The 15,616-nt window shown below is 45.4% G+C and carries 11 protein-coding genes; 8 read left to right on the top strand and 3 right to left on the bottom strand.

What is annotated here, in order from left to right:
* Positions 1-23: 23 nt before the first annotated feature.
* From MKY19_RS18010 to MKY19_RS17985, 6 genes are all read left to right on the top strand, one after another.
* Positions 24-5,468: a glycoside hydrolase domain-containing protein gene (locus MKY19_RS18010; protein ID WP_339796600.1), complete on the top strand. Its 5,445-nt coding sequence runs from the start codon at positions 24-26 to the stop codon at positions 5,466-5,468.
* Between the two features lie 87 nt (positions 5,469-5,555).
* Positions 5,556-6,971, top strand: coding sequence for an alpha-L-fucosidase (locus MKY19_RS18005; RefSeq protein WP_339796597.1), 1,416 nt, complete (start codon positions 5,556-5,558; stop codon positions 6,969-6,971).
* Positions 6,972-7,370: 399 nt separating this feature from the next.
* Positions 7,371-8,048 carry a nicotinamide riboside transporter PnuC gene (pnuC, locus tag MKY19_RS18000; RefSeq protein WP_339796594.1) on the top strand — a complete coding sequence of 226 codons (678 nt, stop codon included), beginning with the start codon at positions 7,371-7,373 and terminating at the stop codon, positions 8,046-8,048.
* Complete coding sequence (locus MKY19_RS17995; RefSeq protein ID WP_339796592.1) at positions 8,045-9,055, top strand: AAA family ATPase; 1,011 nt, start codon at positions 8,045-8,047, stop codon at positions 9,053-9,055. The genes pnuC and MKY19_RS17995 overlap by 4 nt, the downstream gene beginning before the upstream one ends.
* 27 nt (positions 9,056-9,082) lie before the next feature.
* Positions 9,083-9,976 carry an NUDIX domain-containing protein gene (locus MKY19_RS17990; protein WP_339265474.1) on the top strand — a complete coding sequence of 298 codons (894 nt, stop codon included), beginning with the start codon at positions 9,083-9,085 and terminating at the stop codon, positions 9,974-9,976.
* On the top strand, positions 9,973-10,524 hold the full coding sequence (locus MKY19_RS17985; protein ID WP_339265472.1) for an NADAR family protein: 552 nt from the start codon (positions 9,973-9,975) through the stop codon (positions 10,522-10,524). Before MKY19_RS17990 ends, MKY19_RS17985 begins: the two co-directional genes overlap by 4 nt.
* Before the next feature lie 49 nt (positions 10,525-10,573).
* Here MKY19_RS17985 and MKY19_RS17980 read toward each other — a convergent pair whose 3' ends face one another.
* The gene (locus tag MKY19_RS17980) at positions 10,574-11,395 is read right to left on the bottom strand and encodes an AraC family transcriptional regulator (RefSeq protein WP_339796589.1); all 822 of its coding nucleotides are present in this window, start codon (positions 11,393-11,395) and stop codon (positions 10,574-10,576) included.
* Between the two features lie 240 nt (positions 11,396-11,635).
* Between MKY19_RS17980 and MKY19_RS17975 the strand changes: the two genes are divergently transcribed.
* Positions 11,636-13,711, top strand: coding sequence for a beta-galactosidase (locus MKY19_RS17975; RefSeq protein WP_339796586.1), 2,076 nt, complete (start codon positions 11,636-11,638; stop codon positions 13,709-13,711).
* Positions 13,712-13,755: 44 nt separating this feature from the next.
* Here the strand turns inward: MKY19_RS17975 and MKY19_RS17970 are convergent, their stop codons facing one another.
* A complete protein-coding gene (locus tag MKY19_RS17970; RefSeq protein ID WP_339796583.1) occupies positions 13,756-14,301 on the bottom strand; it encodes a GNAT family N-acetyltransferase in 546 nt (181 codons plus the stop codon).
* Complete coding sequence (locus MKY19_RS17965) at positions 14,298-14,948, bottom strand: NUDIX domain-containing protein (RefSeq protein WP_339796580.1); 651 nt, start codon at positions 14,946-14,948, stop codon at positions 14,298-14,300. Before MKY19_RS17965 ends, MKY19_RS17970 begins: the two co-directional genes overlap by 4 nt.
* Positions 14,949-15,090: 142 nt before the next feature.
* Here MKY19_RS17965 and MKY19_RS17960 point away from each other — a divergent pair, with 142 nt between their 5' ends.
* Positions 15,091-15,612, top strand: coding sequence for a hypothetical protein (locus tag MKY19_RS17960; RefSeq protein WP_042189307.1), 522 nt, complete (start codon positions 15,091-15,093; stop codon positions 15,610-15,612).
* Positions 15,613-15,616: the final 4 nt, after the last annotated feature.

Genomic DNA, 15,616 nt, shown 5'->3' with positions numbered 1-15,616 from the left:
GAATATGAAAGGATGGTTGATCTATGTTCAAACGGACAATGTATACAATGATCTGTTTCATGATTCTAGTAAGTACATTTTTCCAGGGCAATGCGCCTAGTGTCCATGCTGAAAGTAACAACCTGGACGTGTGGGTGGAAAATGCATTGAAAGCCGTATATAGGACCAGCACGATTCCCGCAAATCATGACAACAGCATTGATCTTGTTTCAGCCAAAAACGAATACGAAAGTGAGCAAATTGCTGTAAGAGGCACAAGCGATTTTAAGATTACAGGAATTGAATTTTCCGATCTTGTATCTCCTGGAAATACGATCTCAAACAGCAACTTAAGCTATCATTTTGAAGAATACATGCTTGAGGATACCGTGCAGCCCAATCAATATCGACCGGATTTGGTAGGCACGCAAATCTACCCCTTATCCGAAATTCCCGACCCGCTTTCGAATGATACCTCTATAAATGTAGCAGCAAATTCAACTCAGCCCATCTTAATTACGAATTATGTCCCTGCCGATGCTGTTCCTGGCCTCTATTTCGGTATAGTTACGGTGAAATCAACTTTGGGCGATTATCAAGTACCTATTAACGTTGAAGTTGCTAACGCTGCAATCCCTCCAACCTCTGAGGCTAATTTCGTTAATTATCAATGGTCGATGACGAATGGTTTTATGATTGGAGGTAATCCACCTGAGATTGTAGATGATCCTTTAACTCAGTCTAGTTATGACGTTGGCGAGAACTATTATGGAGTGGAGACGTATAGCGATGAGTGGTTTGAGCTTATGGATAATTTCGCCAAGACCATGACGGACTATCGCCAGAACATGATTTGGGTTCGTACAGACTTATTATTAAATGAAAAGGGTACAAAAATGGTGTCTTTTAAAGACGGGATACCGGAGAATATCGACTGGTCTTTGTTCGATCGATATGTTCAAACCTTTATGGATCGAGGAATTACTCATTTTGCGAACATACACTTGATCCATGCGTTAGAACAAATGCCACAAAGTGAGAGGCCAAACAATAATAATCCACAAGATCCGTGGAAAACGTCGGTACCTGAATTCGATTCACTACCTGTTACAGACGCTTATCTTACGAACTACTTGACAGCATTGCACGATCATTTAGAGGAAAAAGGTTGGCTTAATGGTATTACTTGGTATCAGCATACTAAGGACGAACCTAACGGTTCGAGCATTACAAACTATATGACTTATATCGCTAGAAAAATAAAAGAGGTCGTTCCGGATTTCAAGACTTTGGATGCTGATGCGGCCGGTACTCTAATGAACGATACCATCAAACCTTATGTGGATGTGTGGGTCCCGTTAACCCCAGTTTTCGAGGACAAGAAAAGTCTCTATAAAGCGGAGCAGGCGGCAGGCAAAGACTTATGGGTGTATACTTGCGATGCGAATCCGGCTCCGTGGTTGAACAGATTCTGGACGCAGCCCATATTGACTGGCAGACTGTTATTCTGGAATCTTAGTCAAGAAGGTGTACATGGACACTTACATTGGGGATGGAACGTATGGTATGTCCCTCATTATGGAGATTCTACGATCGTATATCCAGACAAGGAACATATGACGGTTAAGAGCTCACTGCGTTACGAGGCCCAAAGAGACGGACTTGAGGAATACGAACTGATGCACCAACTCAAGCAAACCAATCCTGGGCTTGCAAAACGTATAGTAGATAGCGCTGTTAACCCATCTGATCCGAGAAAATATACCCTGGATAATGAATATATCAGCAAGCTTCATGATTATCTGGTTAAAGCGGCGGCCGGAGAAACATTGGGTCAAATTCCTGTGCCAACTAGTCCCTACGATGGGCAGGATGTACCTATGACTTACATGACCGATAACGCGACCGGTGAGATCACTTTTGATGGTGAATGGTTTGCAAAAAGCCGGAAATACGCTTATATGGGCGGTGTTCAAGGCACGTTAAAAGCGGGTGATGAATTGACCTATACTTTTACAGGGGCTGGCATCGATCTTATCGCGGAGAAAAATGAAGGCTCCGGTAAAATTTCCGTATCCATCGACGATTCCGCGCCAGTGATTATAGACCTATATGAAAAAGTTCAACTTGATTCGATATCGGTATATAGCAATCATAACTTGTCAGCAGGCAAGCATACGATCAAGGTAGTGAATCTGGAGAACAAAAACCTATTCGTTGACGGCTTCAGAGTAAGCATGTATGAAGGACAGGAGCTCTATGACGGAACGCTGCAAAGTTTGGAAATGACTAACATGCCGTCGGTTATTTTTAATAAAAACAATATCAATTACCAGGCCATTATTCCGAGCGATGTAGATGTGATCACGATTACGCCAACACTTACGGATGCAAATGGCACCCTGGAAATCAACGGGTTACCTTACCGCAGCGGTGAGAGGCTTACATTCAACATCCCTACTGGCAAAAGTAAGATCCTTATTCGCTCTACCGCAAGTGATGGGGAAACCTCGAGAATGTATACTTTAAACTTTCTCAAAGGCAATGTAAATCAACCGACCACCAATATTGCGAGAAGTTATTCAGCGATTACAGCAACAGCTGATAGGGGAGGCAGCAGTGGCTATGGTGTGGCTAATATGGTTGATGGAAATTACGGTTCCATGTTTGCTAGTATAAGCGGGTATACGAGTATTGTACCATTCCCACATGAGATCAATCTGACTTGGACTCAACAAAAGACCTTTAATACGATGGTCATGGCCACGCCATCAGGCTTATTACAGGGGATAACGGATATTGATATTGAGGCTACATCAGATGGAACGAATTGGACCACCTTTGCAAAGAGGGTACCGATTCAATGGTTTAGCAGCACAGACGACAACAAGATGGAATACGCATATGCGAATATCCCTACAGTTAATGACGCACTGAAGCTGAGAATACGGGTCAATGACGCTAACAATACGTATTGGGGAATATACGCGCTATATGAGCTTGAGCTTTATAATCTTCCAGACAACGGAGAGATTTCCCCTACAGCAGACGGAACGCTTAGTAATTTAACAATCCCTAATGTTCCTACTTTTACATTTGACAATAGTACGATGACCTACTCAGTAATGATCCCGAATGATCTAAACTCCATCGAGATAACGCCAACACTTTCGGACGGAGCGGGTACCTTGCAGGTCAACGGAAAGACTGTCGCCAATAACACAGCGCAGACTTTTGACATTCCAGTCGGGAAAAGCGTAATTCATATCAGATCCACTGCAAGCGACGGGACAACTACAAAGCTCTACACGTTGAATTTTCTCAAAGGAAATGAGGATGGGATAGGTACCAATATTGCCAGAAGTTATTCTGAGATTACAGCAACGGCAGAACGTGAAGGCGAGGACTATAGTGCTAAGAAAATGGTTGACGGTATTATTTATACCATGTTCGCGAGTTCGCGAGGCTACAATACCGAACATCCGTTTCCGCATGAGATTAATCTTACTTGGGAACAACCGCAAACCTTTAACACCATCGTCATGGCTACGACATCTGGTTTAATTCAGGGTATTTCCAATATCGATGTTCAGGCTTCTACAGACGGAATAAACTTTGAAACCATAGCAAGTGGAGTTCCGATCCAATGGAATAGCAACGAAGACGACGGCGTTATGGAGCATACCTTTGCCAATATTCCTGAAGTACGAGATGCGCTTAAGCTCAGAATAAAGATCAACGATGCGAACTATACGACATGGGGTATGTACGCTATGTATGAGCTTGAGCTCTATAATCTCGCGGAGAACGGAGAAATTGGCGAGAGCAGTAATACGATTACGGCGAGCGCGGGGGACAACGGAACGATCAGTCCAAACGGCGCCGTTGTAGTCAATGAGGGTGATGATCAAACCTTTACCTTCAATCCGAACAATGGATACGAAGTCGACGAGGTATTGTTAGACGGTACCGCCGTGTCGGTGACCGGAAGCGTGTATACGGTTACTAACATAACCGCCGACCATACGATCAATGTTACGTTTAAGCAAAAAGAGACAGGTGGCGAGAACAGTAAGACGATCACGGCGAGTGCGGGGGAAAATGGAACGATCAGTCCGAACGGCGCCGTTGTAGTCAATGAGGGTAATGATCAAACCTTTACATTTAATCCTAATAATGGATACGAAGTCGACGAGGTACTGTTAGACGGTACCGCCGTGTCGGTGACCGAAAACGTGTATACGGTTACTGACATAACTGCCGATCATATGATCAATGTTACATTTAAGCAAAAGGTGACAGGTGGCGAAAATAGTAGTCCTCCGACGAGTGGTGAGAATAGTAGTATTCCTTCTACCGGTGGTACAGTCAATGGGAATACCGATGCTCATACACTAGTAGTGAAATCGGAGGACCTTACCACTCCAGCCTCCAACGGAGTCATGACGATTGTTGCCAAAGATAAAGAGAAAATTGTACTTCCTGCCAATGCAGCCGAACTGCTTGGACTACATCCATTAGTCATTCAAACGGGTTCATTCACATTGGAGGTCCCTGCTGAATTACTTAAACAGTTGACGGATAAATACTCCGCAGAAGCTAAACGAGACAGTACGATAGAGTTAATCATGACTCTCTTATCCGAATCTGATGCTAACAACCTTCTAGCGATAAGGCAGTCTTCCACGCATGCAAATATTAAAATTTCCGGCAATGTGATCAATTTTAGCTTATCGATTGTCGGAAAAGATGGTAAAGTGACAAGCTTGAACAGCTTCGATAAACCGATGACGATTCGATTTAAAGCGGATCCTTCCTTAAATCCGAATCTGACTGGCATTTACTATTTGGCAGACAACGGTACGCTGGAATATGTGCGAGGCACGTTTATACACGGAGAATGGGTGGCCGATATTCACCATTTCAGTAAATATGCGGTGCTCGAATTCAAGAAATTATTTACCGATGTTAAGTCCACTCACTGGGCGGCCGATGCGATCGAACAGCTAGCAGCGAAGCAATTTATTGAAGGCACTAGCGCGGCAATGTTCGAGCCAGAGCGTTCTATAACACGGGCCGAATTTACGGCGATGCTTGTCAAAGCGTTGAACCTGACATCAGTGGGCGAATCGAAATTTACGGATGTATCGAAGGGTGCCTGGTACGAGGGAGCTGTTTCCATGGCGGTCAAAGCAGGCATTATTAAAGGAATTAGCACAACGTCTTTCAATCCCGATGCTAGCATCAAACGCGAAGAAATAGTCACTATGCTGATGCGGGCGTATGTTATCTTGAAAGACGTCGAGCTGAACGGAAAAACGGCTTCTTCCTTTACCGACGAATCCGCTGTGGCAACCTGGGCGCTTGAGTCAGTAAGAGCGGCGGCGGCACTTCATTTAATTAACGGTCGAGAAGCAAACAAATTCGTTCCGAGCGGGATCACTTCCCGTGCAGAAGCAGCAGCTTTGCTCAATAGAGTTATACACTAGCCGGGTAAACCCCCAATTTCTATATTGGGGGTTTACAATTAATAATTTTATTTTGATGTGACGCGGAGAACCGAAGGAGGCAACCCGATGAACGATATGGAAATCAAGGAACTTCAGCAAGCAGATTTGGCGGAACTGAAAGAAGGCGTCCACGGTTACAGCAGCGAGACGAATTGGGTGAAGCCGGAAAATCCAATTACGCTGGAAAGGTTGGAATGGTTCAAGGATCAGAAATTGGCCCTAATGATGCATTGGGGACCTTATTCGCAGATTGAGGTTGAGTCCTGGATTCTCAGCGACGAAGATGGTGAGTGGGCGCGTAAAGATGTCGATTGGACGAGCGATTACGAAGAGATGAAGCGCGAATATTTCGGACTCAACCGCACGTTCAATCCGTTCCGCTTCCAGCCGGAGCTATGGGCGGAAATCGCTGCCGAAGGCGGGTTCAAATATTTGATTTTCACGACCAAGCATCACGACGGATATTGCATGTGGGACACACATACGACGAATTACCGAATTACTGGCTCCGAAACGCCGTTTCATGCACATCGCTATGCCGACGTTTGCAAGCATGTGTTTGACGCTTTCCGCAGCAAGGGGCTTGCGATCGCCGCATATTTCTCGAAGGCGGATTGGCAATCGCCGTATTACTGGGCGCTAGGAATGGAACGGGGCAGCAATACGTGGAGAGGGCCTTCGTACTCCCCCGAGGAATATCCGTGGCTGTGGGAGCAATTCGTCGATTTCACCCATGAGCAAATCATGGAGCTGATGAGCCGTTACGGCCGGATCGATATTTTGTGGCTGGATGCGGGCTGGGTTAAAGATAGTGATCAGGTAAAGCAGGACATTCGATTGGGCGAGGTTGTCGAGCGCGCCCGTCAAACGCAGCCGTGGCTGTTATCCGCGGATCGTACAGTCGGAGGGCCTTACGAAAATTACGTGACGCCGGAGCAAACGATTCCGGAGGGTCCGCTGAACGTACCGTGGGAAAGCTGCATTACGATCGGCACACAGTGGGCTTTCAAATACGATGACCAGTTTAAATCGGGGAGAGAGCTCGTTCGCATTCTGATGGAAGTCGTATCCAAAGGCGGCAATTTGGCGCTTAACGTAGGTCCTCAACCCGACGGACGATTGCCGGCTGGGGCGGTTAAGAGTATCAATGAGCTGGGCGGATGGATGAAGGTTTACGGTGAAGCGGTATACGGCACACGCGTGTGCGGACCGTATTTTGCCGGTTCCTGCGCGTTCACCTCGAAAGGAAATACCGTATACTGTACGTACTTGTATGAAAGCGCAGATCAAGCCGTAGCTAAGCTCGTTCATATTCCTTATAAGGAGCCCGTTTCAGGCATCGAGCTTGTTGGAAGCGACGCTTTGCTGCAGGTTGAGCGTACGCCGGAAGGAATCTCGATCACACTTCCGGATTGCGAATTGAACGGGCAGGCTCCGATCGCCCATGTTTTCCGCATGCAGAAGGGCGAGGAGGCAAAGTGAACGATAAGATTCTTAGCTTTAAGTTATTATACGATGGGGTCTGTGGGCAATAATGCGAGAGCAGAGGTGAGAAGAAGAAGTAGCCGGATGACAAATACATGTTCGAACGCCAACCCGCGTAAATCGCGGGTTTTTTCCTTTGTCAGCGTATATTCTTGCCAGAAATCATTGTCAAGAATAAGTACCGTTAGCTGATTCTAGAAATAGGCTTATGCTAAGGAAGAGGATACCGACCATGGACTGGGGCCAGACTTAAGTTGGAAATTATTCTCACCTTTTTATTGCATCTTCCTCGCCTTTTTGCTATATTTGATATTAACAAATTGTTATTATCAAAAAGTTACTAACAATAAACTGAATGGTGAAGATTCGGAAATTTAATGAAAGGGAGTGATGAAAGTGAATAAAACATGGGGTGGCTGGAATCTGTTTGAAATCGTCTGGCTAGTTTTATTTACCTCTATTGCTGTTGCGTTTACGGTTATTTCTAAAGATTCCTTATTCGGATTTACGGTCTTTATGACCGGGGTGCTGTGTGTGGTGCTCGCGGCGAAAGGAAACCTGATGAGTTATGTTTTCGGAATGTACAATACCGTTGGTTACGCGTACTTGGCTTATATAAACGGTTTGTTTGGAGAGGTCATGCTGAATTTGTTATTCTTTGTACCTATGAATGTCATTGGCTTCTATATGTGGAAAAACAACCGCCAAGACGGCAAGCTATCCATGCGACAGATGGATCTTAAGTGGCTGTTCCTTGTTGGAGCGGTCTGCGTAATAGGCTGCCTGTTACTGGGAATCGGGCTATCGTTCATCCCAGTGCAGAACTCGCCTTATATAGATGCTATTACAACGGTATTATCCATTGTGGCTACCTTTTTAATGGTCAGAAGATTTAAGGAACAATGGCTGGTCTACATTGTTTTGAATATGTTTACGGTGCTGCTGTGGGTAATTCGGATGCTAGAAGGCAGTAGCGAAGGGGTGCTAATGATCGTCATGTGGAGTGCGTATCTGATTAACGCGGCATACGGCTATTACAATTGGAATAAAGGGGCTAAGGAGGTATCGGTATGAAGACGCTTGGATTAACGCTGGGGAAGTTTGCCCCGTTGCATAAAGGACATCAATTCATGATCGAGACCGCGTTGCAAGAGGTCGACGAATTGATTGTGGTAATCTACGAAACGACGGTGACCCCGATTCCGCTTCATATCCGGGCGAACTGGATCCGCAAGCTCTATCCGACGGTCCGGGTAATCGAAGCTTGGGACGGTCCAGACGGGTATTCGAACGATCGGGAGCATGAGATTCGAGAGGAGCAGTATATTTTAGGGCTGTTGAAGGGCGAGCAAGTGACGCATTTTTACTCTAGTGAGTTTTACGGTGAGCATATGAGTGTCGCATTAGGAGCGGCGGACCGGCGGGTGGATGAAGCCCGTGAGCGGGTGCCGATTTCGGCCACGATGGTACGTGCCGACCCTTATAAATATCGCAGATTTGTAAGTGATGTCGTGTATAGGGGGTTAATCACGAAAGTGGTTTTTGTGGGAGCGATGTCGACTGGAAAATCTACAATCACCGAAGCGCTGGCGCAGCGGTATCTCACAACCTTTGCGAGCGAATATGGGCGTGATTACTGGACCGAGCATCAAGTGGATCGTAGAATCAGCCTAGAAGCGTTCGATGAGATCGCTTTGGGCCATATCGAACGTGAGGAGCAGGCGATGCTGGAAGCTAACCGATATCTCTTTGTCGATACCAATGCAATTACCACATATATGTTTGCTTTGGATTACCACGGCCGGGCCCCTGAATGCTTAGTCCGGATCGCGTTAGAAAACGCGCAGCGCTACGATCTGTTTTTCCTGTGTGACGATGATATTCCTTATGAGAATACATGGGACCGTAGCGGGGATCAGAAGCGACATATTTTTCATAAGCAAATCATTGCCGATTTGAAAGAGCGGCGGATTCCCTATATCACATTGCGAGGAAACCTAGAGGAACGAATGCACAAAGTAAGCGAGGTCTTGGCAAAGTTCGAGCCCTACCGGAACTATTTCGGAGAGTTGAATGGCTAGAATAAAGAACAAAGGAGGCAAGGATACATGAATATGTTGGATCGCGATGGACTTACGGAACGTCAATTTTTAGAGCAGTACCATGCCGGGGATTTCGAGCGGCCTTCGGTGGCGGCGGACATGGTCATTTTCACCGTTACGAACACGGAGGCGGACAGCTACCGCAAGCTTCCGGAAAAAGAGCTGCGAATTCTGCTCATTCAGCGGGGAGGTCACCCGTTCCTGGGCAATTGGGCACTTCCAGGCGGTTTCGTCCGGCCGGACGAGACGACAGAGCAGGCGGCGGTGAGGGAGCTGAATGAGGAAACCGGTGTGGATGACATTTATTTGGAGCAGTTGTACACCTTCAGCGATGTTGGAAGGGACCCGCGTACCTGGGTGATGAGCTGTAGCTACATGGCCTTAATCAACAGTGATCAGGTACAGCTGAAAGCAGGAGATGACGCTGCCCATGCTGCCTGGTTCAAGGTAACCTATCGGCTTCTGCGCGAGCGGAAAGAGATTATTGAGGATGGGTATGTGAAAACGAAGGAATACGAGCTCAAGCTAAGCAGCGATGAAGAAGAGTTTACGGCAGTTGTGGGTCGGACGATAACGTCAAAGTCGGCCTCTACGTCAACCGCATACTCCATTGTATTAAATGACGGATTGGCTTTCGATCATGCGAAGATTATAGCTTGCGCTATTGAGAGACTGCGGGGAAAAGTGAATTACACCGATATTGCGCTAAACTTGATGCCGGATCTCTTCACTTTGACGGATCTACAGCAGGTTTATGAGGTGATCTTAGACAAAGAGCTGCTGAAAGCCGCATTCCGACGTAAAGTAGCGGATCTCGTAGCGGAGACCGATCATTATACTGAAAATGCGGGACACCGTCCTTCCCGCTTATATCGGAGAAATATGGAGGAATATCAATGATATACAATATAGAGCAGTTAAGAAAAGCTTATATCGCGGGCAAAACGTTCAAGTTTGTGTTCTTCTGGGGCCATACACCGCCAAAGCACGACGGCGTGGACAAAAGCTGCTTCAGCCAATGGTGGATGAGTCCTTTCATGGTAGAGGGGATAGAGTATTCCTGTGTCGAGCAGTTTATGATGTCCGAGAAAGCAAGACTGTTTGGAGATGACGAGATGTTGGACGCGATCCTTAAAGCTAAGCATCCCAAGGAGATGAAAGCCTACGGGCGTGCAGTAAGAAACTTCGAAAATGACACTTGGGATAAAGAATGCTATAACATTGTCAAAAGAGGAAATATAGCCAAATTTTCGCAGAATCCGAAGCTTGGCGAATACCTCAAGTCAACGAAAAACCGTATTCTCGTCGAAGCTAGCCCACAGGATCGCATTTGGGGAATAGGCATGAGCCAGTCCAATCCTGATGCGGAGAATCCCGTAAAATGGCGGGGTAGGAACCTACTTGGATTCGTGCTGACCGAAGTGAGAGACGAATTGCTGCGGGATTAACTTCATCCTATATTTAAATGAAAAGATAACGATATCCCTTTGGATTTCGTTATCTTTTTTGTTCACCCTCTAAAAGCCGAAGCTTCATCACCCCAGGTGTACAGCCATAAGTATTTCGGAAGATTCGGATAAAATAATTCGTCTCCATTCCCAGTTGAATCGCAATATCCTGAACGAGAATATCAGCATTCTCTGTCATTAACTGTATCGCACGTTCTAGTCGCAGATTCTGTAGATATTTATGTGGAGTTACGGCATATTCCTGTACGAATAGACGCTGGAAATGCTGGACGGAATACCCCACAGCAGCTGCTAGATTGGAGATAAGGAGTGGCTCAGTATAATGTTCGTTAATAAGTTCAACCGCTTTAGCCAACGCTTCATTACGCACAGACTCAAGTTCTAAACGACTGCCTGAGGAGTGTATGGATTCAGAACGACGTAACATCAGAAGTAATCGATATAGGGTTATAGATAGATCCTCCATCCCTTGCTCGTCTTGACGACTAGCCGTCTGATTGTTCACCGTATTCCAGATCTTTCCGATTTCCTCCCAACATTGTTCAAAACGAGCAGGATGATAAGGGAGATAAGGGAGAAGGCCAATCCCCTCCAGCATTCCCTGCGATTGACTCCCTTCGATTCCGATGAAACCTACATGCCATGGTTCATGTGAGGTAGGATAATATTCGTGTCCTCGATCCGGTGGGAAGGCGAAAGCCATTCCAGGTTCTAGTATGATTTCAGTACCGCTCTCCAGATCACGAAACAACCCAGTTCCGGTACGAATCAGAAAAACTTGATGAACAGGAAAACCTGTAGGGCGCACATGATGGAATTGTATATGACGACCTACAGAGTAGGGATACAAGGGAAGCGTCTCAGCGTCGCGCGGTAGTTCTATCAGTGAAAAAGGAAGCAGGATGATTCACCTCATATTCATTTTGTACTATCACTTCGAGAGTATATTCCTACTGATCGGGATGAATTTTCTTATATTATAAATAGTATAAATGATGATTCGTGAATTTGATAGCTTAAGCATCTAGCGTCTCATCAGAGAATAGTCCCATTCAAAAAATGGGCAGAATTGAGAGGATGATCTTACATTATGACTAAAAAATACTCCCCGATTAGCAGCAAAGCTCCAGTGATGCTGCACGGTGCCGATTATAATCCTGAGCAATGGCTGAAGTACCCAGAAATTTTGCGTGAGGATATTCGTCTGATGAAGCTTGCGAATTGCAATGTGATGTCTGTCGGAATTTTTTCTTGGGTATCCCTAGAGCCTGAAGAAGGTGTGTTCACTTTCGATTGGCTCGATAGTGTTTTGGATTCTTTTGCAGAGAATGGGATTTATGCTTTCCTGGCAACTCCTAGTGGAGCACGACCTGCTTGGATGTCTGAGAAGTACCCTGAAGTTCTAAGAGTGGAACGTAATCGTGTTCACAATTTACATGGCTTCCGTCATAATCATTGCTTCACCTCGCCTGTGTATCGGGAAAAGACTGCGATTTTAAATGCGAAGCTAGCAGAACGTTATAGCCAGCATCCTGCGGTTATCGGTTGGCATATTTCGAATGAGTTCGGTGGTGAATGTCACTGTGATCTTTGTCAGAATGCTTTTAGAGATTGGTTAAAGGTCAAATACAATAACAGTCTGGATGAGGTGAATCATGCTTGGTGGGCTACTTTTTGGAGTCATACCTACACTTCATGGACACAGATTGAATCCCCGGCTCCACATGGAGAGACGCAAGTACATGGCTTGAACCTCGACTGGCGGCGGTTTGTCAGTGAACGGACGATTGACTTCTGTCAGCATGAGATCAATGTTGTTCGTCCTCACAATCCTGCACTGCCTATTACAACGAATATGCATATGATCGATGGCATTGATTATCGCGAACTAGCCAAAATTCTGGATGTTGTCTCATGGGATGCTTATCCAGAATGGCATTATACCGAAGATGGTGACGATGCTAGACTGGCGGCATGGACGGCAATGCACTACGATTTAATGCGTTCCTTTAAAAAGAAACCGTTCCTGCTCATGGAAAGCACGCCATCTCTTACGAACTGGCAATCGGTCAGTAAGCTGAAGCGTCCAGGCATGCACAAGCTGTCTTCGCTTCAAGCGGTAGCACATGGTTCGGATTCTGTACAATACTTCCAATGGCGTAAAAGCCGGGGCTCTAGTGAGAAGTTCCACGGTGCAGTTGTTGACCATAGCGGCCACTCCGAGACTCGTGTGTTTAAAGACGTTACAGAGGTAGGAAAGACGCTGGCGGGAATGACAGAAGTAGTAGGTACATCAACTCCAGTAAAAACAGCGATTATTTTCGATTGGGACAACCGCTGGGCGATCAAGGATGCGCAAGGCATTCGTAATTCCGGATTGCGTTATGAGGAGACTGTACTACAGCATTATCGTGCCCTTTGGGAGCTAGGCATTCCAGTTGATATGATCGGATCGGGGGATGATCTGTCCGCTTACAAGCTGGTGATCGCACCTATGTTATATCTGATCAGTGAAGAGAATGGAAAGCGTATCGAGAAGTTTGTTGAGCAAGGCGGAACTTTCCTTGCAACCTATTGGTCTGGTGTCGTTAACGAAACGGATTTATGTCATTTGGGTGGATTCCCAGGACCGCTACGTAGAACGCTCGGGATTTGGGCAGAAGAGACCGAAGGGCTGCATAGCCGTGATTTGAATGGTGTTGTAATGCAGGCGAGCAATGCACTTAATCTTAGTGGAAATTATGATGCGCATGAAATTGCTGAGCTGATCCACTTGGAAGGTGCGGAAGCATTAGGCACTTATCGCAGCGATTTCTATGCTGGCCGTCCAGCGCTTACGGTAAATCGTTTCGGTGAAGGAAATGCGTATCATCTCGCTACTCGTGTAAAAGATGCCTCTTTCTACGTTGAATTGTATGCTGCAATCACTGCAAAAGCGGGAATTACTCGTGCGCTTGATAGTGAGCTTCCAACTGGTGTGACAGCGCAGCTTCGTACGGATGGAGAGAGTGATTATATTTTTGTGCAAAACTACAGCGGCAGTCCGCAAGCGGTTAAATTAGATGGAGCGGATTATACGGATTTGTGCTCAGGCACTGCTGCTCCGTCTGTGTTAAATCTAGCTGTAAATGATCTCGCAATGTTGAAGCGTAAATCGTTAGTATAAAAAGAAGGCAGGACCTGAGGGATTCAGGTTCTGCCTTTTTACTATCAATCCATAAATCGTCCCATCATAATCGTGTTATAGAATTTTCCGTCAGCAAGAATCTTATCATTTTTTAATATTCCCTCGATCTCAAAGCCAAGCTTCTGATAAAGGGTGATAGCTTTGTCGTTCGTTTCGAGGACATTTAAAGTGATTTTTTGGATACCGTTAGCGTCGGCCCAAGCAATAGATTCTGCTAAAAGATTCTTTCCAATTCCATAACCCCAATAATTCTGCAGCACACATACTCCGAACTCGACTTTATGAGCGAATCTTGCTAATGAATGGCCTTCGCATCTAGAGAACCCAACGATTTGATTATTAACTACCGCGATTAGAAATAAGTTTCTTAGTTTCTCTGAATCAGATAGAATAAGCTGCTGAAACCCTATTTCGTCTATAAAAGCCTCCCCTGGTTCTCTGTCTAAATTCTCGGTCTCACCATCAATTTGTACTCTTAATTTGGACAATGTCATAGCATCCGTAGTGATTGCAGATCTTATGGTGTAATGGATGCCTTTCACGGTAAATGTTCGTTGATCAATAATCATTTGTCCTCCGTTACTACTAGTGATTTTAGAAATATAGCTTCGATACCCTCGATAATACGAGTATAATAACCCACTTCATGGGGTACAAAATGGGTCTTGTCTACATCCTGCTCAATGGTAATTCTATGTCCATGGGGATCGATTTGAAAACCGTTGACTTGTAGACTATGTATTTCTCCCTGCCAAAATCTGCGGAAATCAGAGAAATTTGCTTTGACAATGCCGGCGACCTCTTCTTTTTGTAGCTGGAAATCTTCTAGACGATAGGGATTGTTATAAACAAAGACATGCGCTCGTTCATTATCGATAAGTTTTTCTTTTTTCATACTGTAAGGAATTGTTCCTAGCGGGATCAGGTCTTTTAAGGATAAATCCAGTCCGAGCTCTTCATGAACCTCGCGTGTTCCATCTTCTACAGTTTCGTTTGCTAGCAAATGTCCGGCGGCCGTGATGTCCAGTAGTCCCGCATAATCTTGTTTCTGTTCACTCCGAAGTTGTAAATAGATATAGGGTATTTCCTGATCTTTGCTAATAAACCAGCAGTGGAAAGTCTCATGCCAATGTCCTAACCGATGTACCTCTTCACGTGGAGCCGTACCTGTTCGGTTGCCTGCTTCATCAAAAATGGTAAGTATCTCATTATGCATAGAAAAGCTCCTTTGTGATGATTTCTTCTTTCTAAAGCCTATCATAAAAACGTTCGAATTACCCTAAATGTTAGGGAGGTTCTTATTGACAACAGCTAGAATGAAATGTATATTTTTGGATGTTAATCAAAGGAGGAGTTAAATGAATTTAGTAACCATGAAGCAGAAGGATTTGGACACTTTTAGTGATGAAAGATTAGGATGGGCCTGTATGGAGCCTACCTTTCAGCAGATTCGCGCAAAATCACCATCGATCAAATCCGAAGTGATCTCAAAGCTCACAGATGGACAGAAAGCACTTTGTATGTTCAGAGTAATGCATGATCACAGCCGTAATTCCGAAGGGGAGTATTATGCTTGGATTTCTTACATGCAAGACCTGCCGGGGTATTGGACAGGGGTGATGGGAGGCATACGATTTTTTGGCGATGATCCGATGATTCTTTTGCTTCAGGAAACAAAGGCATTTCTCGAAGAAAGAAACAATCGATTAGGAATACAGTGGGTTGATGCTACCATCACGGATCTCGATCGAGATCCTGAGTTGTTGAATGAGATGAGTGGTTTATTTGAACGATTTAAGAACATAGCCGAAGATAGCCACAGGTTGATTGGCGAGTATATTCGGGCACATCCGGGAGAATTTGTGGAGATAGAAGGCTAATAAT

Source organism: Paenibacillus sp. FSL R5-0744 (genome assembly GCF_037972555.1).
Lineage (GTDB): Bacteria > Bacillota > Bacilli > Paenibacillales > Paenibacillaceae > Paenibacillus_AQ.
Note: the sequence above shows the minus strand (reverse complement) of the source record. Positions and strands in the feature narration are given on the sequence as shown.

Coding starts and splice junctions, on each gene's coding strand:
- MKY19_RS17965 (WP_339796580.1), bottom strand. CDS start 14,948: ATGCATAATGAGATACTTACCATTTTTGATGAAGCAGGCAACCGAACA.
- MKY19_RS17990 (WP_339265474.1), top strand. CDS start 9,083: ATGAATATGTTGGATCGCGATGGACTTACGGAACGTCAATTTTTAGAG.
- MKY19_RS17975 (WP_339796586.1), top strand. CDS start 11,636: ATGACTAAAAAATACTCCCCGATTAGCAGCAAAGCTCCAGTGATGCTG.
- MKY19_RS18010 (WP_339796600.1), top strand. CDS start 24: ATGTTCAAACGGACAATGTATACAATGATCTGTTTCATGATTCTAGTA.
- MKY19_RS17985 (WP_339265472.1), top strand. CDS start 9,973: ATGATATACAATATAGAGCAGTTAAGAAAAGCTTATATCGCGGGCAAA.
- MKY19_RS17960 (WP_042189307.1), top strand. CDS start 15,091: ATGAATTTAGTAACCATGAAGCAGAAGGATTTGGACACTTTTAGTGAT.
- MKY19_RS18005 (WP_339796597.1), top strand. CDS start 5,556: ATGAACGATATGGAAATCAAGGAACTTCAGCAAGCAGATTTGGCGGAA.
- MKY19_RS17970 (WP_339796583.1), bottom strand. CDS start 14,301: ATGATTATTGATCAACGAACATTTACCGTGAAAGGCATCCATTACACC.
- MKY19_RS17995 (WP_339796592.1), top strand. CDS start 8,045: ATGAAGACGCTTGGATTAACGCTGGGGAAGTTTGCCCCGTTGCATAAA.